Source organism: Neobacillus sp. DHD-1R, from assembly GCF_057747995.1.
In genome coordinates this window covers 4,586,835-4,606,781 of sequence record NZ_CM173232.1, presented here as the reverse complement: position 1 = coordinate 4,606,781, position 19,947 = coordinate 4,586,835, and the positions used below count along the sequence as shown (strand labels likewise).

16 protein-coding genes, 5 pseudogenes and 2 riboswitches are annotated in these 19,947 nt (G+C 36.6%); of the genes and pseudogenes, 9 read left to right on the top strand and 12 right to left on the bottom strand.

Going from position 1 to position 19,947, the window contains the following annotated elements:
* Window positions 1-6: 6 nt before the first annotated feature.
* From AC3ANL_RS22720 to AC3ANL_RS22710, 3 genes are all read left to right on the top strand, one after another.
* Window positions 7-1,095, top strand: a complete 1,089-nt coding sequence (locus AC3ANL_RS22720; RefSeq protein WP_488326610.1) for a GerAB/ArcD/ProY family transporter — start codon at window positions 7-9, stop codon at window positions 1,093-1,095.
* 568 nt (window positions 1,096-1,663) lie between these two features.
* Window positions 1,664-2,248: an ATP-binding protein gene (locus AC3ANL_RS22715; protein ID WP_488326609.1), complete on the top strand. Its 585-nt coding sequence runs from the start codon at window positions 1,664-1,666 to the stop codon at window positions 2,246-2,248.
* 428 nt (window positions 2,249-2,676) lie between these two features.
* Window positions 2,677-2,940 carry a hypothetical protein gene (locus tag AC3ANL_RS22710; RefSeq protein ID WP_488326608.1) on the top strand — a complete coding sequence of 88 codons (264 nt, stop codon included), beginning with the start codon at window positions 2,677-2,679 and terminating at the stop codon, window positions 2,938-2,940.
* Between the two features lie 60 nt (window positions 2,941-3,000).
* On the opposite strand, the gene AC3ANL_RS22705 is transcribed toward AC3ANL_RS22710, so the two are convergent.
* From AC3ANL_RS22705 to hxlA, 3 genes are all read right to left on the bottom strand, one after another.
* The gene (locus AC3ANL_RS22705; RefSeq protein WP_098933817.1) at window positions 3,001-3,720 is read right to left on the bottom strand and encodes a 3-ketoacyl-ACP reductase; all 720 of its coding nucleotides are present in this window, start codon (window positions 3,718-3,720) and stop codon (window positions 3,001-3,003) included.
* Between the two features lie 116 nt (window positions 3,721-3,836).
* Window positions 3,837-4,394, bottom strand: a complete 558-nt coding sequence (hxlB, locus tag AC3ANL_RS22700) for a 6-phospho-3-hexuloisomerase (protein WP_488326607.1) — start codon at window positions 4,392-4,394, stop codon at window positions 3,837-3,839.
* Between the two features lie 8 nt (window positions 4,395-4,402).
* Window positions 4,403-5,035 carry a 3-hexulose-6-phosphate synthase gene (hxlA, locus tag AC3ANL_RS22695; RefSeq protein WP_133370872.1) on the bottom strand — a complete coding sequence of 211 codons (633 nt, stop codon included), beginning with the start codon at window positions 5,033-5,035 and terminating at the stop codon, window positions 4,403-4,405.
* Between the two features lie 386 nt (window positions 5,036-5,421).
* Between hxlA and AC3ANL_RS22690 the strand changes: the two are divergent.
* Window positions 5,422-5,886 (top strand): annotated as a pseudogene (locus AC3ANL_RS22690) (YitT family protein); the annotation flags it as partial.
* 157 nt (window positions 5,887-6,043) lie between these two features.
* A complete protein-coding gene (gene hxlR, locus AC3ANL_RS22685; RefSeq protein ID WP_488326606.1) occupies window positions 6,044-6,409 on the top strand; it encodes a transcriptional activator HxlR in 366 nt (121 codons plus the stop codon).
* Window positions 6,410-6,588: 179 nt separating this feature from the next.
* Here the strand turns inward: hxlR and AC3ANL_RS22680 are convergent, their stop codons facing one another.
* From AC3ANL_RS22680 to AC3ANL_RS22670, 3 genes and pseudogenes are all read right to left on the bottom strand, one after another.
* On the bottom strand, window positions 6,589-7,560 hold the full coding sequence (locus AC3ANL_RS22680) for a Ger(x)C family spore germination protein (RefSeq protein WP_488326605.1): 972 nt from the start codon (window positions 7,558-7,560) through the stop codon (window positions 6,589-6,591).
* A complete protein-coding gene (locus tag AC3ANL_RS22675) occupies window positions 7,557-8,219 on the bottom strand; it encodes a GerAB/ArcD/ProY family transporter (protein ID WP_488326604.1) in 663 nt (220 codons plus the stop codon). Before AC3ANL_RS22675 ends, AC3ANL_RS22680 begins: the two co-directional genes overlap by 4 nt.
* A 464-nt stretch (window positions 8,220-8,683) precedes the next feature.
* Window positions 8,684-10,165 (bottom strand): annotated as a pseudogene (locus AC3ANL_RS22670) (spore germination protein).
* Between the two features lie 243 nt (window positions 10,166-10,408).
* Here AC3ANL_RS22670 and AC3ANL_RS22665 point away from each other — a divergent pair.
* The 3 pseudogenes from AC3ANL_RS22665 to AC3ANL_RS22655 all read left to right on the top strand — a co-directional run.
* Window positions 10,409-10,842: pseudogene (locus tag AC3ANL_RS22665) on the top strand (nitrilase-related carbon-nitrogen hydrolase); the annotation flags it as partial.
* 163 nt (window positions 10,843-11,005) lie between these two features.
* Window positions 11,006-11,280: pseudogene (locus tag AC3ANL_RS22660) on the top strand (thioredoxin family protein).
* A gap of 176 nt (window positions 11,281-11,456) precedes the next feature.
* Window positions 11,457-11,711 (top strand): annotated as a pseudogene (locus AC3ANL_RS22655) (OsmC family protein); the annotation flags it as partial.
* Between the two features lie 365 nt (window positions 11,712-12,076).
* Here the strand turns inward: AC3ANL_RS22655 and AC3ANL_RS22650 are convergent.
* The 6 genes from AC3ANL_RS22650 to AC3ANL_RS22625 all read right to left on the bottom strand — a co-directional run bounded on the left by AC3ANL_RS22650 (window position 12,077) and on the right by AC3ANL_RS22625 (window position 18,819).
* Complete coding sequence (locus AC3ANL_RS22650) at window positions 12,077-13,291, bottom strand: M20 family metallopeptidase (protein WP_488326603.1); 1,215 nt, start codon at window positions 13,289-13,291, stop codon at window positions 12,077-12,079.
* 98 nt (window positions 13,292-13,389) lie between these two features.
* Window positions 13,390-14,232, bottom strand: coding sequence for a MetQ/NlpA family ABC transporter substrate-binding protein (locus tag AC3ANL_RS22645; protein WP_488326602.1), 843 nt, complete (start codon window positions 14,230-14,232; stop codon window positions 13,390-13,392).
* A 17-nt stretch (window positions 14,233-14,249) separates the two neighbouring features.
* Window positions 14,250-14,900, bottom strand: a complete 651-nt coding sequence (locus AC3ANL_RS22640; protein WP_488326601.1) for a methionine ABC transporter permease — start codon at window positions 14,898-14,900, stop codon at window positions 14,250-14,252.
* Window positions 14,890-15,921 (bottom strand): methionine ABC transporter ATP-binding protein, encoded by a 1,032-nt coding sequence (locus AC3ANL_RS22635; protein ID WP_488326600.1) that lies wholly within the window; start codon window positions 15,919-15,921, stop codon window positions 14,890-14,892. The genes AC3ANL_RS22640 and AC3ANL_RS22635 overlap by 11 nt, the downstream gene beginning before the upstream one ends.
* Before the next feature lie 126 nt (window positions 15,922-16,047).
* Window positions 16,048-16,151, bottom strand: a riboswitch (SAM riboswitch).
* Window positions 16,152-16,223: 72 nt separating this feature from the next.
* A riboswitch (SAM riboswitch) is annotated at window positions 16,224-16,326 on the bottom strand.
* Window positions 16,327-17,466: 1,140 nt separating this feature from the next.
* Window positions 17,467-17,889: a pyridoxamine 5'-phosphate oxidase family protein gene (locus AC3ANL_RS22630; protein WP_488326599.1), complete on the bottom strand. Its 423-nt coding sequence runs from the start codon at window positions 17,887-17,889 to the stop codon at window positions 17,467-17,469.
* 327 nt (window positions 17,890-18,216) lie between these two features.
* On the bottom strand, window positions 18,217-18,819 hold the full coding sequence (locus AC3ANL_RS22625) for a TetR/AcrR family transcriptional regulator (RefSeq protein ID WP_488326598.1): 603 nt from the start codon (window positions 18,817-18,819) through the stop codon (window positions 18,217-18,219).
* A gap of 200 nt (window positions 18,820-19,019) precedes the next feature.
* Here AC3ANL_RS22625 and AC3ANL_RS22620 point away from each other — a divergent pair, with 200 nt between their 5' ends.
* Window positions 19,020-19,757 carry an SDR family NAD(P)-dependent oxidoreductase gene (locus AC3ANL_RS22620; RefSeq protein ID WP_488326597.1) on the top strand — a complete coding sequence of 246 codons (738 nt, stop codon included), beginning with the start codon at window positions 19,020-19,022 and terminating at the stop codon, window positions 19,755-19,757.
* Window positions 19,758-19,947 lie beyond the last annotated feature (190 nt).

The following is a 19,947-nucleotide window of genomic DNA, read 5'->3' as shown; positions in this document are numbered from 1 at the left end:
ACCCACGTGAAATCATTACTAGACGAACGACATTTAGTATCTTCCTTTTATGTTTTCTTTCTGATCACCACGAATATTATTGGCATAGGAATCATGAGTTTTCAACGAGATATAACGAAGGACGCAGGTTATGATGCATGGATTTCCATCATTTTATCAAGTATAAGCATTCATATACTAGTTTGGATGATCTATCGTATTCTTGGAATTGCTAATAATGATGTCATACATGTTCACAAATTTTACTTTGGAAAATGGATTGGTGGACTGTTCAACATTTTTGTGATTTTCTACTTTCTTATATTAGCTTTAATTGTTTTCCGTGTTTATATTGAAGTTGTTCAAGTTTGGCTGTTTCCCTTAATGAAGACATGGCAAATAAGCCTCATTTTTCTAGTCCTCATTTATTACCTTGTATCTGGTGGATTCCGCGTGATTACTGGAATGTGTTTCTGGGGAACTATCATACCTTTTATTATCCTGTTTCCCCTTAATCTTTTTTCATTGGAATTTGCCAATTTTTACAATTTATTACCTGTCTTTAACCACTCTGTGAAGGAAATCGTATCATCCTCTAAAGCTATGTTGTTTCAGTATGTTGGCTTTGAGACCTTATTCATGTTCTACCCATTCATAAAAAATCCAGACAGATCACAAAAATGGGCCCATTTTGGACTTTTGTTCTCAAGCTTACTTTATCTAATAATAGCGCTCATCACATTTGTCTTCTTTAGTGAAGGACACTTAAACCAGATAATATGGCCAACATTAGCTCAAATGAAAATTGCAAAATTCCCTCTAATAGAAAGAGTCGAATTTATCGCTGTTTCGATTTGGTTACTTCTCATATTACCCAATATCAGTGTGAAAATATGGGCAGGTTGTCGTGCTATTAAGAAAGTAATAAATGTGAAACAACAAATAAGTCTGTTCATTGTACTGCTCCTATTCTTTATTATAGCTAATGTGCTCAAAGAGAGGAGTCAAATAGAGCAATTGAATGAAAAGTATTCAAACATTGCTTTTTACTTTGTGTATCTATATATCCCTTTTCTCTTTTTGTACATTCATATTAAGGATAAAATAACTAAGTAGGATAGAAAGCTTCTAGAAACTTATAATACAATCTGGGCAGATCGTTTTGTACGAAAAGGTCAGCAGTTACATTTGGGAAGGGGAACCATTCCAAATCACAGAAATTACAATGGATGATCCTAAACTAAGTGAGGTTTTAGTTCGCCTTATTGCGTCGGGGATTTGTCACACTGATGTTCTAATACAAATTAAGCTTACCATTATATATTTCACCATTGGTTCTTGTAAATTTATGTATCATAAAACGAGCAGTAGTTTTGAATAAGGAAAAATATAATCCGGTATTTAAAAAATTACATACGATTCTCCGGTCTATTTTAATATCAATGAGGTTTTTAATTAAATATATAATTTAAATGAAGAAGTAATCAATAAAATTGAAGGAGAGCCAAGCCTTCCAAAATTAAGCAACGGGGAACTTGTTGAAAATCGCCATATTTACTTTAATGAAAAACTTGAACTCACTTCTTCTAATACTTCAAAGGCAACAAAAGCAAGTAATGGTCCTTTTAATGGTGAATTTAATAGATTCCTGTTTAGATTTGAAACCAAATTAACAGATAAGCGGTTGGAATTTCTGTTATTAAATCAAGATGTAGAAGAAAATTCTAAGTATAAAACTGAACATTTTGAAGATATTTTGAAACAATATATGGGATATCTAGATAAATCAAACGTTACAATTATTGATTTGAGTGGTATTCCGTTTGAAGTTTTAAGCATTACAATTAGCTTAATTTCTCGTCTTATTTTTGATTTTGCATTTCATTATTCTAAGCTACAACATCAAAAGGATGAACTTAATGATATACCATTCATGATCGTCTGCGAAGAGGCACATAATTATATTCCACGAACTGGAGGTATTGAATTTAAAGCAGCGAAGAAATCAATAGAAAGAATTGCCAAGGAAGGGAGAAAATATGGTTTGAACTTAATGGTTGTAAGTCAAAGACCTTCTGAGATATCTGATACAATTCTTTCTCAGTATAATATTATTAATCTGCGTTTAACAAACATTAATGACCAAAATTATATTAAGAATCTACTACCAGATAATTCTCGCTCTATATCAGAGATTCTACCTACTCTTGGTGCGGGGAGTGTTTGGTGGTTGGGGCTTCTACTCCAATTCCGAGTATTGTTAAATTAGAGTTACCAAACCCTGAACCAAGATCACAGAGTATTAAATTTCATAAAAAATGGTCAGAAAGTAGGAGAACACCGTCGTTTGAAGAAGTAATAATGAGATGGAGAAAAGAAAATGGATAACTCGTCTTTTTTACTAGTAACTTTTATTACAAATCAATACTTTAACAAGTGAATTTCATGAGGATTGGTTATTAAGAATTGAAATCCTAGAGCTATTAATAAAACATAATCTTTTACTAGAAAAACAAGAGATTCTTTTAAATCAACTCGAAGAAATTAAGAAATTGAATGAGGAATACCCAGTTTTGATTCAAAGAGGACTAATGTTGGCATCAAAATAAGCAATGTGGTTTCAATGTATAAAGATCGTGCAATTTGAACCTTGTTTTAGAGTTAAACTAACATATACTGACTTGGAGGAGTGAGATTATGTACTTGCAAGGGACCATTATTTCAGGTGAATTTGATTCAAGTATGAATGAATTTTCCTTACAGAAAGTTAAAAATTTCAACACAGAATCGGTCCTTAAAGAAAACCAAATAAATAATATCTATCATTATTTAAAAAAACATCAGCATGAAGAGGATGGGCAAATTATTACTTTATACGATCAAATGCTTGTACGCTTAGCACAGAATGAAGTTAACCAGTTAATTGTTGATTTAGAGAAAGTAATGTCCTTGTATCACTGATGCATATAAGAGTATTTTGTACGAACTAAAGAAGCAGACCCCACTGGATCTGCTTCGGTTTTATGATGGATTTGTTGACCATAATCCAGCTGTTTTAACGAATACTCTTGGATTAAATTTTAAACTAGCCACGACTAATTCTGCAAGGTCTTCTGGGTGCATCACGTTTTCTTCATTGCCTTTAACAAGATTTGTATCAATGGCTAAATCTGTAACGACCGTACTTGGTGTTAAAGCAGTAACACGGACATTATGTTTTCTTACTTCTAGCATAAGTGATTCTGTTAGCCCTAAAACAGCGAATTTAGAAGCACTGTAAGCACTTGTAACAGGAGCACCTTTTTGGCCGGCAGATGAAGAGATATTGATGATATCTCCTGATTTTCTTTCGATCATTCCTGGTAATACTGCTCTTGTTACATTATACACACCCATTAAATTGACTTGGATGATTTTTTCCCATTCTTCTGGTGTTAGATCAAGGAACCCACCAAATTTAGCAACACCAGCATTGTTGATTAGGATATCAATTAGGCCAAAGTCTGATTTGATATGTTCAACAGCATGGGTAACGGATTCAAGATCGGTCACATCTGCTGTTGCTGCAGAAACCTTTACATCAAATTGTGCTAGTTCAGCAGCTACCTTTTCTAGATTAGACATATTTAAGCCGATTAGGCCTAAATGAACGCCTTCTTTTGCTAAGGCGATAGCAGTAGCACGTCCAATGCCTCTTCCTGCGCCAGTAACTATTGCAGTTTTTCCATTTAAAGAAATCATTTTATCACTCCTAAAATTATTACAAATTGAAGTAGTTCATTCTAACAGAAAGACCGCAATCTTGCATGGAAACAGCTTGCGGTCTTTCCTATTTAGAACTCCGAAGAATAATATATTTATTCTAAGTTGGCGTGTCTACCGTACATTTTATTGGTATCCAAACCTTTTTTCTCCATGAACCGAAGAATCACAGCGTCGTAAAATAGTAAAAGTGTTTGCTCAAATAATGAGCCCATTGGTTGAATCGTCTTAAAATCACTCTCCGAGTGATCTTTAGGTGAGCCAGGCAACTTAATTGTGATATCCGCTAATTGTCCAATAGTGGACTCAGGGAAAATGGTTACAGCTGCAATCGTCCCACCGATGCTTTTTGCCTTCTCAGCCATGGAAACTAAACCTTTCGTTTCTCCTGAACCTGATCCAATGATTAAGATGTCATCTTTTTCAAAGTTAGGGGTTACTGTTTCGCCAATCACATAGGCATCTATCCCCATGTGCATCATTCGCATGGCGAATGATTTGGCCATAAATCCAGATCTACCTGCGCCTGCAACAAAGATTTTTTTTGATTCAAGAATCCCATTAACTAATTTTTCAGCTTCATCATTCGAAATTAAATCTACGGAGCGATTTAACTCTTTTATGATTTCAGCTAGGTATTGAGTTGTATTCATGATCTGAATTACCCTTGATTAATCATTTGTTGCATTTTGGCAGCAGCAGCTTTTTTATCAGCTTGTCCAGTAATCCCGCCACCTACAATGACAAGGTCTGGTTGTACTTTGATGACTTCTGGAAGTGTGTCTAACTTAATACCACCTGCGATTGCAGTTTTAGCATTTTTTACAACACCTTTGATGGTTTGTAAATCTTCAAAAGAGTTCTTTCCAACTGCTTGAAGATCGTAGCCAGTATGAACACAAATATAATCAACGCCCATAGCGTCCACTTCTTTTGCACGTCCAGCAAGGTCTTTTACAGCAATCATATCAACAAGGATTTTTTTACCTTGTTTTTTCGCTTCTTCAACAGCACCTTTGATTGACATATCTTCAGCAGTTCCAAGAATTGTGACGATATCTGCACCTGCTTCAGAAGCTTTCATTACTTCATAACCAGCTGCATCCATGATTTTTAGGTCTGCTAATACCTTTAAGTTAGGGAATGCTTTTTTAACTGCTTTTACAGCATGAAGACCTTCGTTAATTACAACCGGTGTACCGATTTCAACGATATCAATATGTTCCTCTACTTCTTTTACCAGTTCAATTGCTTCTGGGATATTTACTAAATCTAATGCTAATTGTAATTCCATCTATATTCACTCCTATAATTTTTTTATTGTTGTACAGTGATAATATCTCCAAAGGGTAATAATACTTTTACAGTAATATTATCCTTATAGTGCATTATCTGTACCTGCCAGCAATAAGGGATATCATGTTCTCTCGCTGAACAATTGCAAGTATACAACGTATATAACAACAATAAAAGTACGCACTTTTATTTTACATAGTGTTAAAAAGTATACTATAAGACAAACCGTTTATATAGTCTTACTATTAACTTTAAAAGAAACAATGCACCATTCCGCATGGCCTATTTTCTGTATAAGTTGCTTGATAATTGCCCAAATTGTCATTGTTGATGTTGTTTATAAAAATCTCTTATTAATAAAGACATTTCTAGCTGGGGGATTGAATGAATAAATTTTTTGATTATATTCTTTTAACAGTAGGAGCGGCTATTGTAGCAATGGGATTAGAAATGATATTAGCGCCAAATGGGCTGGTAGATGATGGGGTAACTGCCTTATCAATTATGGCAAATGCCATGTGGGGCTTACCAATATTTGCACTTTTTTTAGGTTTAAATATCCCTATCTTACTCTTTACAGCTAAAGAAGTCGGAAAAACATTTGTGATTAGAACATTGTATGCAAACATCATTACTTCTTTTGGATTAGTTCTTTTTGAATCCATGCCTGTTATTACACAATAGGATGTGTTAATTGTTATTTACGGTGGAGTAATTTTAGTTGTAGGGGTAGGAATTGTTGTAAAAAGCGGAGGGGCCATCGATGGAATTGAAATGCTGGCTATATGGTTTAACCGGCATCATCGAATACCGATTGGCACATTCTTATTAGCTGTTAATGTTGTAATTATCCATCATTCTTTAACTCCTTTCTTGAACAGCAGAATTGAATTATATATTCACTGCTAATACATAATGTATGGAAGGATATTACAAGTACATACTTTTATTTTATATAGTGAAAAAAGTATACTGTGGGTTATAATAAATATGGAGGTGAAGTGAAATGTCACGAATGCAGAATAAGATGTTTAATTGTGAAAAAGAATTAACTCTTTCCGTTATCGGTGGTAAATGGAAGATGCTTATACTATGGCATCTAGGAAAAGAGGGAACGAAGCGATTTGGTGAACTGAAAGCTCTTATGCCAGGGATCACGCAGAGAATGCTAGTTAATCAATTGCGAGAACTGGAAGAAGACTTGATTGTAAAACGCGAAGTCTATCCCGTGGTTCCTCCAAAAGTAGAATACTCCCTTACTGAACAAGGAAGAAGCTTGATGCCGATTCTCGATGCTATGTATAACTGGGGGAAAGATTATATGGAAACTGCTGGGTTGAATCCTTTAGTAAGACAAGAGTCGATTAGGTGAATTTTAACTGGTAATCTAAGGTTGACTCCGGCCAAGGGGGTCAACCTCTTTTCATGATAATTTAATAATTATTTTTAGTATTTTGTAATGCCTCAAAATAAAGCTGATAATTAACTTTTATTTTCATTTTTCCCCAAGCGGCTAACCATACCTTTTCGCTGATGGGTTTGGAAAAGGGGCTAAGGGTGTGTCACGATTTGAAGAGGATCCACCTTCAGCTCTTGCATTTTTTTTATGAGGTCCGTAGTTTTCATTTCTAATTCAGTTTCAATTTCCTTATGAAGCTGCATCAGTTCATTTCCGTTGAGGATATTTTTATTACCTTGATATTCCTCAATTCTTCCATTTAGTTTCACGTTTATTGTAACTAGGGAAAGATTTTTATCCAAATCCACATTTACTCTTGAGCGTAGAGGTCCAATAACCACATCTAATTTGGTTATTGGGAAAAACTTCAAATAGTGATCATTGTCAAGAAGTTGAAATATTTGATCTTCGGTATTTGTGACCGTTTCTTTTAATTTATCATTGCTAAAAAAAGCAGTCCCCTCGTAAGTAAAGTTATCTTTCGCTACTTTGAAAACAGGAAGAACGGGATCTGAAAATGGTGAAAACAGCTTATTTTTATATTCATGCAAATTGAAAATGGTCATTTCACCTTGTTTTTTCCTCTCATAGTGTCTTAGCATCCGATACAGGTAATAATCAAGGTTTTCTTGCTTCTTTGCTTGTCTGTTAATATATTCGTCAAAATTACCTTTAACGATGACTAAATACATTCGTTGCGAAATATCATAGTCTGTCAATAGCGTGTTAATCAACTGAATAATCCCTTGTTTCGCTAATTCCTCATGAATTAAAAACAAACGGAGTTGTCCAACCTTCAATTCACGATAATATCTTAAATTAAAGTCTTTTCCTCCCTGTTTAAGGAGATCAACATCTAGTGATAATAAGCTTTTTGGCTCATTTACTAATGGAGGGACTAATGTACTCATTTTTATTTTTCCTTTTTCGCCTTTACTAATTGACCAAAAAGTAACAGGGGCAATATCTTCAATTGTATTGTTCTCAACAAATGGGGCACATCCTGGAATCATGACTAATGAAACAAAGATTCCCCAAACTAAAAGCATTTTCTTTCGTCTCATGCTTTTACACGCCCTTTTAGCTTTGTCAATAGGAGCAAGAATGTTGGGACGATAAAGTAAGTTATTCCACTTAACCAAATTTGAATATTCAGGAGAATATTCTGTTCGGTTTCAATGGACCAAATCCAATTATTCACAATTACAAAGCAGAGAAATAACATAATACAAGTGACAGCAAAACCCATACTTGAAGGTTGGGTACTTGTTTTTTTTAGGATGATTCTTGTAGCCCCATATATACATAACAAGAAAATTGATAAAGCAAACACCAATAAAAACATATGTAGTGAAATCAGGATAATATCCAGTCGTTCAAACATGGGAGATTGTAAGTATCGAATCATATGAATAATAGGGTATTTACTTTTACTTAAATAATTTGAACCGAAAAAGAATAAACTCGCAATAAACAATAGCAAATACTCTGAAGTAGAAAGAGCATTCGCATAGGTTAAATATTTACTCATTTTTTGTTGTGGTTTGATCCAAGGAATTAAACAGATTAAATACTCTGGTCCTGAATATGAAGCCCAAATGAGTAACAATCCTTTCCATGAATCAGTTGTCCAACTTGTTGGTATCAAGGGATACAAATCATGTAATGCAGCGATTGGTGGAATAAAAAAGGGATAATATAAAAAATTATCCAAAAAATACATAAAAAAACAATTACCACAAACCGTATGGTATTCTTCATTCCTAGTGAAGCAACATAGGAGCTCGTAAGAAGAATGAAAAAAATAATCCAATTTGAATTCATTGATGGGAAAATAAAATCATGAATGACTTCTAAGTATCCGAGTGTGATCACCGTTATTTTGATTAGTATCAATATAAGGCCTATAAAAGTCAAAAGTCTTACCATTCGAACACCAAAAAGCTCTACAAAACCTTGATATCCCTTTTTAGCATAATTTGATTCTAGCCATTTGCATAACAGCCTTATATTGAGTTGGGAAAAGATTGCCATTGCAACAATGCCCCAAATCATAAACGGGTGTAATAAGTAGGTAGGCATTAAAAAAATAGGTAAAGCATTTGGAAACGGTTGACGATGAAAAAGGCATAGATTCCGTTAAATTTAGATGATTTATCAAATAAGGAAAATGTGGTCAACTTTGAATCACATCCTTCGTTTGTATCTCCATTTCTGTAAAGGGTGTAAATGATCCGGACGGGATTTCATGTTAATTAAAGGCCCACTAATAAAGAGATCAATCCAGTCCTCCCAGTAAAATGGAGCGATTGGTGAAAAATAGGGTTGTTTTAAGGAAGTAAGACCATTTAGATGTGCCAAAATGGCAACTGCTCCCATGGCAATGCCAAAAACACCAAAAAAGGATGAAAGGAGAAGAAAACCAAATTGAATGAGTGTATTTGCCTTCGTCATCAAATAGTTTGGTACTAAAAATGAGGAGATGGTTGAAATACAAACTAATACAATTAATACTTTGCTCGCAAAACCCGCTTGAACCGCTGCTTGACCGATAACTATACCACCAATCACCCCTAAGGTTTGACTTGATTTGGTCGGCATCCGTAAACTCGCTTCTTTTATGATTTCAAGAATAGTTAACATCACTATTGCTTCCCAAAATGGTGTAAAAGGTAGTTTACTTATAGATTCCACTATAACAAATAGTATTTGTAAGGGAATCATTTGATAATGGTGGGTTGTTAGTGCAACATAAAATGGTATCAGTGTGACGGACAGAAAAAAGCTTAAATATCGAACAACTCTTAAAATACTTGCAACCGGCCAACGATTAATATAATCCTCAGGTGATTGGAAAAGGTGAAAAAAGGTGATTGGTGCAATTAATACAAGCGGTGTGTTCTCAACCAAGATAGTTAATTTACCGAGCCCTAAGGAATAAGCACAAACATCTAGGCGGTCAGTTTGTTGGAATTGTGGAAAAATACTGTGATGATGTTCCTCCATAAATGCTGCTACCTGGGATGAATCGAAAAATAAATCAAAGTTAATTTCAGAGATTTTCTTTCTTGCTATTGATATATATTCAGGATTGGTTAACCCGTCTATGTACATTAGGACAACCGTTGTTTCACTTAATGAACCTACTTTTTATTTCTCTGTTTTTAATTCAGTAATAGGAAGTCTTCTGCGTATGAGGGTGATATTTGGTTCTAATTGTTCAGTGAAACTATCTTTTGCACCGTATAAAATTGTTTCTGTTTCAGAGGTTTCAATCCCCCTACTTAATTCGTTAGGAAGAGGAATGACCAACCATTGTTCTTGGATACAATCATTCAGAAGTACAGCACCGGTGAGGAGTAATTTCTGTGCCTCTTCAAGTGATTGGATCTTCATTACTTTAGGTGTGGCTATGCTTTCGTAAATCATGGCATGTGGGCATTGGATAACAGGTTCTATTATCGATTCATTCAAACGATCCTGGTCAATTAAGGTTCTTAAATAGATTAAGACAACTTTTTGATCGTTAAGTGTAGTGCGTTCGATTATCTCTACATCGTCCATATTGTCTAAAACCTGTTTTAGAGAGTCTAGTGAAATCTTCCTTTGCACAGGTTGTTGTGTGTCACTACTATCATTAGCAATGCCTTTACCCTTTTTCCAAAACATAAACATCCCCCACTGATATAAGCTGCCATTTGTTCACTTTAGAAAAAGTGTAATGGTAATTCTTCCTTTTAGTATGAAAAAGAAAAGATTATTTAATCCTAATAAAATTAAGGTAGGGGAAACTATATAAATTTTACAGTATAGTTTTTTCACTATGTAATGAAAAAGTGCGTCCTGTTCAAATTTTTCATTTCGCTAATAATAGAATTAAATGATTATGACAAATAGAAAGAAGGGGATTGTATGCAAATGAGAGTAACAGCCGTTCAGTATTTCTTCATACCATTAGCTCTTTTAAAGAGTTTGCAGACCAGGTGGAGCATTATATAAAAACAGCAGAAGAATTCGTATTCGATTTTATCATCTTCCCTGAATTTTTCACTACTCAACTTATGTCCATTGGCAACGATAAAGGGGAAGCATTAACCATCCAAGAATTACCTGATTATACCGATCAGTACCGGTCGTTATTTATCGAACTTGCCAAACAATATAAGATGCACATTATAGGTGGAACACATGTGATCCGTAAGGGTGATCGCCTTTATAACGTTGCGCATATGTTTTACCCGGATGGAAGAGTGGTGGAACAAGCCAAACTTCATATAACTCTAACAGAGGTACATGAGTGGAATATGAGTCCCGGAGACGGTCTGGAAGTTTTCGAGACACTTAAAGCTGCTGGAATAGAAATGGTCCCAAATTGGGTAAAAGCATGATTAAAAATCCTTTTGTATGCTTACGCAAGGATTGTGAGTACAGACCAGCAAAGTCAATATCAAGTGAAAAGTCCGGAGGGAAAAACATGAAACAAATCAAAAGCAAGAATTTCGTGATCAAATTGCCCAAGATCAACTTACAGTTGGAATTTTTACGGCAACTTGGTGCCCGGACGCAAACGTTTAGATATGTTCATTGATGAAATTACAGCGGAGCATCCAGACAAACAATGGTTTAAAATTGACCGTGATGAGTTCCCGGAAATTTCTGAGGAACAAAATGTAATGGGAACTCCATCATTATTAGTATTTAAAAATGGTGAAAAACTTGCTCATTTGCATAGTGCGAACGCCAAAACTGCAGATTCAGTAAGAGAATACTTAAACAACTTATAAAATAGCCTCTTCCGAACGGCAGGATTTATTTTCAGATCGTTGAGAAATTTCTTCTCACCGATCTGTATAAGACCTTCGATTCATTTGAATATTCTTAAGGCTCTATTCGCAAACTTTGTTGCTTTTTAATATATTATAGGTTCAAAATTCATTCATTATCGTATAGTTAGAAAGTAATTAGAAAGTATTTAGGAGGTAGTGGCAACGGAGCAAATCCAAAAGAGATTCTTGTTTCTTCGGTAACTACATGTTTTACAGCAACTCTTACGTTTGTACTTGCAAGCAGAAACCTGCCTGTTGCAGAACTTACAGTGAACTCAGAGGCAAATATATCTGATAATGAATTTAAAATTATCCATTATCCTCACATCGTTTTATCTAAAGATGCAACAGAAGAACAAATTCAATCCGCACAAAGAGCGACGGAAGCAGCAGACAAAGGGTGCGAAGTCGGAAATTTATTGAAAAAAGCAGATGTTAAAATTGAAATTCAAGGTATGTTCAAGCGATTAGTGAACTTGTCAAGGGATTGGATATGCCGGCTATCGTGGAAACACTTCGGCAAGTGGATGTTTATACGAAGAATGCGATCCTTCCTAAATACGGGGCGCATTTGCCAGGCGGAAAAGCGTAAAAAAACAAGTTGTGCGAATCTATGTAATCGCACAACTTGTTTCGTTTAATCGAGAGATCTTAAAGACAATCTGTTGGGATGATAAAATCGATTATCAAAGAACAACTGGTCAAAATCGTCTACTTTTTTTAAATGCACGTCTTATGGCACTGTTGCTTTTTATCATTCTTTTGCTTCTAGAGCTTTTCTTTCCTTGAATTCTGCTTTAATTTTCGCCAATGTATCGGCATCCGTTATAAGGTGTAAGGCTGTTAAGGCCAATGCTTTGGCACCAGTGAGAAGTCCGTGATCGCCAGTTGGAGACGCGGCTGCCTCTTTGAATGGGATGGTATGTGGGACAATCTCGTCTGCACCAATTTTAATATAGGGATGGATGGTTGGAACAACTTGGCTAATATTCCCGGCGTCTGTAGAGCCAATGCCTTTGTCTTCTACCGCAATTGTTTCACCCAATTCTTGGACTACTTCCTTGAATACAGCATCAAAACTACTATTTAATAGAAGATTATCGACTTCATTTTGAAAAGCGATGATGTTTACCTTTGCGCCTGTGGCTAAAGCGGCTGCTTCGGCTACAGCTTTAACCTTACGTGTGACTTCATTCAATCTTGTTCTAGTAGCAGCTCGAATATAGAATCTAGCTTTGGCATATTCAGGAATAATATTCGGTGCATCACCGCCATGTGTGATGATGCCGTGAATGCGGACATCGTCATGGAGTTGCTGTCTTAAAGCATTGATTCCATTAAAGAGCTGTATTACAGCATCTAAGGCATTGATTCCTTCATGCGGGGAAGCTGCAGCATGGGCTGGTTTTCCAATGTACTCAAAGTCGAGCGGATCAACAGCAAGCGATGTACTCGTCAATCTTGTTTGGCCGTGCGGATGAACCATAAGAGCGGCGTCAATTCCTTCTACCAATCCATGTTTGACAAAACTTCCTTTTGCACTGCCATTTGGACCGCCTTCTTCAGCGGGTGTACCGAAAACAACGGCTTCGCCACCGGTTTCTTCTAACACCTTGCTTAAGGCTATGGCTGCTGCCACACTAGTCGTTCCAATAATATTATGGCCGCATCCATGTCCCAATCCTGGGAGGGCATCATATTCTGCAAGGAATGCGATGGATGGACCTGGCTTGGCTGATTTTTTGCGAGCGATAAATGAAGTTTCATGTCCGGCAACGGCCTTTTCAACGTCGAATCCTTCTTTTTCAAGAATGTCCTTTAAAAGGGCAGATGCAAAAAACTCTTCATTGCCGATTTCCGGCTTTTCATGAATTTGGTGGCTTGTGGAAAGGTAACGCTCTTTATTGCTTTCTACATTTTTAATGATTACTTCTTTTAATGCTGTGAATGATTGTACAGATACTGTCATGGTGTCTCTCCTCTATTTTTAAGAGGTTCCTGCTATGGAGCAAGAACCTCTTAATATTGTTATTTATTAGAGATTCAGTTTTTATAAAAATGTTAATCTTACCAACCGATATTTTTTAAAGGAACAAAGGTTGGGATTAAATTACCATCATATTCTTTATCAATAAATTTCGCTGTGTCCTCTTCTTGAAAAAGTTCTGCAATTCTCTTAAGGGTCTTGTTGTTTTTGTCTTTTGCATTTACGGCAATAATATTAATGTATGGTGTCGCAGTTTCACTTTCATGGAAAATGGCATCTTTTAACGGCTTAAGTCCAGCATCATTTGCAATACCATTATTGATCACAGAAGCGGCAACGTCTGGCAATACGCGTGGCGTTTGGGCTGGAACCACTTGAACGAATTTAATATTTTTTGGGTTTTCCTTCACTTGGTCAACAGAGCCATTTGGGTCAAAGTCTTGAGGTAACTTAATCAGACCTGCTTCTTGAAGGAGCAGTAAGGCACGGCCTTGGTTAGACGCGTCATTTGGTATAGCAATTTTGGCACCTTCTGGAATATCCTTTACATCTTTATATTTTTCAGAGTAGATTCCCATTGGAGCAAGAACAGTTGTTGCAATTGGGACAAGATCTAGTTTGTGTTCTTTAATGAAGACATCGAAGTAGGCAACTGTCTGGAATGCATTCGCATCAAGCTCGCCTTCTGCAAGAGCGGTGTTTGGAGCGACATAATCAGAGAATTTTACGATTTCAATATTGATGCCCTCTTTCTTTGCTTTCTTGGCTACAAAGTCCCACTGACGCGTATCGGTTCCACTAACCCCAAGCTTGACCATGACGGACTCTTTACCAGAAGCTTTTTTGTCCTCTGATTGATTAGAGCATCCGGCTCCAAATACGGCTAGTGTAAAAATAATGATGGTGAATAAAAGTTTTTTCATGTTGTTTTCCTCCTACGTTATCTACGTCTTATTTTTTTTGCTAAAATATTGCCTAATGACTGTAATCCTTGAACAATCACAATCAGAATGACTACGGTTATGATCATCGTGATCGTATCAAAACGCTGGTAACCATATGTAATGGCTATGTCGCCGATTCCGCCGCCGCCGACTGTACCTGCCATTGCGGTTGCACCGACAAGTCCGATGGTGGCAATGGTAAGCGAGAGAACGAGGGAGCCGAGTGCCTCTGGAACTAGAAACTTCGTAATAATTTGCCACGGGGTTGCACCCATGGCCTCTGCTGCTTCAATGACCCCAGGATCGACTTCTAACAGGGAATTCTCTACTAATCTTGCAATGTAGGGACCTGCATAGAAGACCAGCGGTACAACGGCTGCTGCCGTTCCGATGGACGTTCCGACAATCAATCGTGTAACCGGAATAATGGCCACTAATAAAATAATGAACGGTACCGATCGAAAAATATTAATAATTGCACTTAAAATCGTGAAAAGCGGGATATTTTCAAGAATTTGGCCTTTCCTAGTGACGACTAGCAAAATTCCAAGCGGTAATCCAAGGATGGCTGAAAATACTAGCGAGAAGGCGACCATCTGGATGGTTTCAACTAAAGCTGTGATGATTTGATCTGAACTAACTAGCATGTGCTTTCACTTCCTTAACACTGATGTTCTTCTCGTTGATATATGTTAGTGCTCGAATGACTTCTTTGTCAGGCCCCTGGAATTCTACTATTAAGTTTCCAAAAGGGGTACCTTGAAGTTCGGTAATGTTGCCAAATAAGACATTGATATGGATATCAAATTGCTTCGCAAGCTCGGAAAGCAGCGGCTGACCGGCTGAAGTGCCGACAAAATTGATTCGAAACACCTTCTGCATTCCTTCGTGTTTTTCAATGATTTTTATGATTGAATCAGGAAGCTGATCGTTCATGACAGTGCTGACAAAGTTCTTGGCTGTTTGGGTCTTAGGTGCTGAGAAGACGTCAAATACTGTTCCCTCTTCAATTATTTTTCCTGCTTCAATGACTGCGACCCGATCGCAGATTTCTCTGATCACCGCCATTTCGTGAGTAATGAGGAGAATCGTAATGTTATATTCCTGATTAATCCTTTTCAAAAGCTGTAAAATCGAGCTCGTTGTTTGCGGGTCGAGAGCTGATGTAGCTTCATCACAAAGGAGAATAGATGGCTGGGTTGCTAATGCCCTGGCAATCCCAATTCTTTGCTTTTGTCCTCCGGAAAGCTGGTCTGGGTAATAGTCGGCTTTGTCAGCTAAGCCAACAAATTCTAATAGTTCGTGAACCCGCTTTTTGATGGTTTCCTTAGGCTGTTTTTCAAGCAGGAGGGGCATTGCCACGTTTGCAAAGACTGTTTTAGAGTTTAATAGATTAAAATGTTGAAAGACCATCCCAATGTTTTTCTTAATCTTTCGGACTTCTTTCACAGAAAGAGTGGTGAGGTCATGACCATCAACAATCACTTTTCCTGATGTCGGACGCTCCAATAAGTTTACACAGCGGATTAGTGAGCTTTTACCCGCACCACTGAATCCAATGACGCCGAATATCTCCCCTTTATTTATTTTCAAATCAATTCCATTCAACGCGGCAACCTGTTGGCCGCTGCTTTCGTAAATCTTTTTAAGATTCTGAAATTCAATCATGTTGTAAATCTCCTTTGTGGGAAGTGTCCCTTTATGTAAGTTTCAAGCAGGGGGTGATAACCGAAAAAAACCTCTTCTTGGAAATAAGAAGAGGGCATGTCAATAGAAGACAACAGCTAGATACTCTTCTTAACTTCCAAGCTTGGAGCTTGCTGGAATTGGCACAGAAAATAGAAAATTCCGCTGCCGAGGCTTCATAGGGCCAGTCCCTCCGCCTCTCTCGATAAGAATATTATTCAATTAAAAATAAAAACCCTCTTCAATCACAAGAAGAGGGCGAATTAAAATAATTGGAGATCCTCTTCTTATCTTTCAAGTTACACTTGCTGGATTTGGCACAGAATCAGGATGATTTCCGCTGCCGAGGCTTCAAAGGGCCAGTCCCTCCACCTCTCTGGATAAGAAAAATTTGAATTTATTCATTTTTTTAACTTATTTAACTTGTTTATTAATTTATCGTAATATAGTAAAAATGTCTAGTGTTTTTTTAAAAAAAATTTTAGTGCCTGTCGTGAAAAAGTGAATTACTAATGCAAGCAATCAAAAAAAACAGCTGAGACTGACCCCGCTACTCCAAAAAACATCCTAATTTCCTTGCTTTTTCCGTATCCCAAAACGTTGAAAGAATGCCTGTTTGGTGATCAGATATAATGTTAAGAATCTATCTTTTTTAATCTGAATTTGGATTGATAAGCGACCGTTTCGATGATTCTAAAAGGAGTTCGGTCGGTTAGAGGCTTGATAAACGACCGCTTTGATGAATTCAAAAGGGTTTGGGTAGTTTAGACGCATGATAAGCGACCGTTTAGATGAATTCAAAAGGGTTTGGGTAGTTTAGAGCCTTGATAAACGACCGTTTCGATGAATTCAAAAGGGTTTGGGTAGTTTAGCCCCATGATAAGCGACCGTTTAGATGAATTCAAAAGGGTTTGGGTAGTTTAGAGCCATGATAAACGACCGCTTCAATGAATTCAAAAGGGTTTGGGTAGTTTAGCCCCATGATAAGCGACCGTTTCGATGAATTCAAAAGGGTTTGGGTAGTTTAGAGCCTTGATAAACGACCGCTTTGAAGATTTCAAAAGGGATTGAGTCGTTTAGACCCATGATAAGCGACCTCTTTGAAGAATTCAAAAGGGTTTGGGTAGTTTAGACGCATGATAAACGACTGCTTCGATGAATTCAAAAGGGTTTGGGTAGTTTAGAGCCTTGATAAACGACCGCTTCGATGAATTCAAAAGGGTTTGGGTAGTTTAGAGCCATGATAAACGACCGCTTCAATGAATTCAAAAGGGTTTGGGTAGTTTAGAGCCTTGATAAACGACCGCTTTGAAGATTTCAAAAGGAGTTGGGTAGTTTAGAGCCTTGATAAACTACCGCTTCAATTAATTCCAAAGGGGTTGAGTCGTTTACACGCATGATAAACGACCGCTTCGATGAATTCAAAGGGGTACGGTCGTTTAGACCTTTGATAAGCGACTAAAGGGGACAGTTTTCTTGCTGAATTTAAGCAAGAATACTGTCCCCAGGTCATACACTTTCTCATTTCTATAAATCAAGTTCTTGTGGGGGTTCGTCATTTAGATTTAGAAGGCGGACAGCTTCTGGTTTTATTTCTAAAAACACGTAGTTCGGATCTTCAGGACCAGTAAACCATTTTTCAAATGATGCTTCCCAGAATTTCTTTTTCAATTCTGGTGAATCATTCATGACAGCTGTTCCTTCCATTTCAATATAGGAGTCGTTTAGACCTTTCCCTTCAAACCCTAACAAAACAGCAATAGACGAATTTTTTTCTAGTTCTTCTACTTTCTCTGTGTCTCTTTTCGTTGGAGTATACAAGGTTAAGTCATCATGATAAAACGTCATATACCGGGAATGAGGCTTATTATTTTCAACCGTTGAAAGAATGCCTGTTTGGTGATTCGATATAATAGTAAGAATCTTTTCTTTTAAATCTGGATTTCCCATATTATCTACTCCCTTTTTTAAGTTACTTTTACTTTCCCTCTTGATAATAGTAAATAAACTGTAAAAAATTAACTTTTCTAACTATGTTGTTTAGGAAAGCCTATTCGTTGGAGGATTTTACATGGTTTCGAAAGAAGGCAAAGATATATGAAAGTGGATGTATGGGTGAAGGAAGGATTAAATGGCCAGGAGCATATATGGCTTAAGAGATCCCTCGATCCGATAGTGAAAAGAATATGTATCCAAGAAAAAGGCTCATTTACCTAATTGGTAATGGGCTCTTTTAGCTGGGAGGAAGCACTAAAAATTTTTTCTATAATAGATAGGTTATTCTTTAATATACTCTAACGAGTAAATATGCGTTCTCGTTAGATCAATTACATTTTGGATAAATTCGTCTTGAGTTTCTTTGAAATCATTTGTAATCCAATTCAGTAGCAGCCCGTAAAAGCCATAAGCTGTATAACGTTTAAAATAATCCATGTTGACTGGTATGTTGTTAATTGTTTCAAATATAAATTGTTCCTGATAAATTTTTAAGAGGGTTTGAGGGAATCTTGTATGTAATCCTGGTAAAGTGTCTTCGTATTTAATCAGCTCAAAAAAACCCCGGTGTCCATATATGTAGGAAACGATGTTAAAGGATGGTGCTTTTAGTTTTGCTGTATATACTTTATGTCCAGGTACATATGGTTTTCCAACTGAATCTTCTAACCCTTGAAGCATGGAATCGAGTAAATCGTTTGCAAGTTCAATTTTATCTTGGTAATGAACATAAAAGGTACTACGGTTGTAAGCGGCATAATTTACAATGTCTTTTACAGAAATAGAATGATAACCCGTCTCCTTTATAAGTTCGATTAGTGCTAGCTTTAAATGTTCTTTTGTACGATTTTTCCGTTGAGATGTCACAATTTGTTGATCATTCATCAAAAAAACCTCCCTAAAATGGACAATTGAGTTCCATGTGTCTATGTATTAGACACTTAATGATATCTTAATGGTTGTTAAATGTGAACAAAATAGTACAATTGAATTGTGAACAAAATAGCACAAAAAGTAGATTTATGTATCTTTTTTGGCTAAGATGTGATAATAGGATTGAACTTATTATTTGGGAGGAATCTATTATGGGAAAATTACAAGATAAAGTAGCCGTAATTACTGGAGGAGCATCCGGTATCGGTGCAGCAACAGCACGTTTATTCGTGTCAGAAGGAGCCAAAGTGGTCCTTGTTGATTTAAATGAAGAAAAAGGGAAAGCTTTTGAAAAAGAATTGAAAACGCTTAACGCCGAAGCTCTATTTGTAAAAGCAAATATTACTAGTGAAGAAGATGTAGCCGATGTCTTTAAACAGGCAGTTGAAGCTTTCGGTAAAGTCGATGTTGTATTCAACAATGCAGGTATCGGGCGTGTTCATTCTTCACATGATTTAGAGTACTCTGAGTGGCGGAATACCGTAAATGTTGATTTAGATGGTGTATTCTTAGTAGCACGGGAAGCGATCCGTGAAATGTTAAAAACGGGCGGCGGTACAATTGTGAATACGGCTTCTATGTACGGCTGGGTTGGTTCGCCTGGTTCAGCAGCCTATAACGCAGCAAAAGGCGGCGTGATTAACTTAACACGTTCACTTGCACTTGAATATGCAGAACAAAATATTCGTATTAATTCATTATGCCCTGGTTTCATTGATACCCCAATTATTCCAGAAGAAAGTAAACAAGTATTAGCTGCGATGACTCCGATGAAACGTCTTGGCCAAGCGGAAGAAATGGCAAAAGCTGTACTATTCATGGCAAGTGACGATTCCTCATTCATGACTGGGAATAGCTTAACTGTTGATGGTGGCTATACAGCTCAATAATTGTAAATGTAAAAAAAGAATCTCGTTTCATCTTGCTCATCACCTTAAGCGGTGGTGGGTTTTTCGTTTTAGGTGAACAGTCAGAGTAATAAGGAGGAGTAAGACTGATACTGTAAAAAGAATGAGAGATTCTTAACTTAATGCTAAAAAGAAGTCTAACTCTTAATAAAGATTAGACTTCTTTTTCATA

Coding starts and splice junctions, on each gene's coding strand:
- AC3ANL_RS22710 (WP_488326608.1), top strand. CDS start 2,677: ATGTACTTGCAAGGGACCATTATTTCAGGTGAATTTGATTCAAGTATG.
- AC3ANL_RS22705 (WP_098933817.1), bottom strand. CDS start 3,720: ATGATTTCTTTAAATGGAAAAACTGCAATAGTTACTGGCGCAGGAAGA.
- hxlB (WP_488326607.1), bottom strand. CDS start 4,394: ATGAATACAACTCAATACCTAGCTGAAATCATAAAAGAGTTAAATCGC.
- hxlA (WP_133370872.1), bottom strand. CDS start 5,035: ATGGAATTACAATTAGCATTAGATTTAGTAAATATCCCAGAAGCAATT.
- hxlR (WP_488326606.1), top strand. CDS start 6,044: ATGTCACGAATGCAGAATAAGATGTTTAATTGTGAAAAAGAATTAACT.
- AC3ANL_RS22680 (WP_488326605.1), bottom strand. CDS start 7,560: ATGAGACGAAAGAAAATGCTTTTAGTTTGGGGAATCTTTGTTTCATTA.
- AC3ANL_RS22675 (WP_488326604.1), bottom strand. CDS start 8,219: ATGTATTTTTTGGATAATTTTTTATATTATCCCTTTTTTATTCCACCA.
- AC3ANL_RS22650 (WP_488326603.1), bottom strand. CDS start 13,291: ATGACAGTATCTGTACAATCATTCACAGCATTAAAAGAAGTAATCATT.
- AC3ANL_RS22645 (WP_488326602.1), bottom strand. CDS start 14,232: ATGAAAAAACTTTTATTCACCATCATTATTTTTACACTAGCCGTATTT.
- AC3ANL_RS22640 (WP_488326601.1), bottom strand. CDS start 14,900: ATGCTAGTTAGTTCAGATCAAATCATCACAGCTTTAGTTGAAACCATC.
- AC3ANL_RS22635 (WP_488326600.1), bottom strand. CDS start 15,921: ATGATTGAATTTCAGAATCTTAAAAAGATTTACGAAAGCAGCGGCCAA.
- AC3ANL_RS22630 (WP_488326599.1), bottom strand. CDS start 17,889: ATGGGAAATCCAGATTTAAAAGAAAAGATTCTTACTATTATATCGAAT.
- AC3ANL_RS22625 (WP_488326598.1), bottom strand. CDS start 18,819: ATGAATGATCAACAAATTGTGACATCTCAACGGAAAAATCGTACAAAA.
- AC3ANL_RS22620 (WP_488326597.1), top strand. CDS start 19,020: ATGGGAAAATTACAAGATAAAGTAGCCGTAATTACTGGAGGAGCATCC.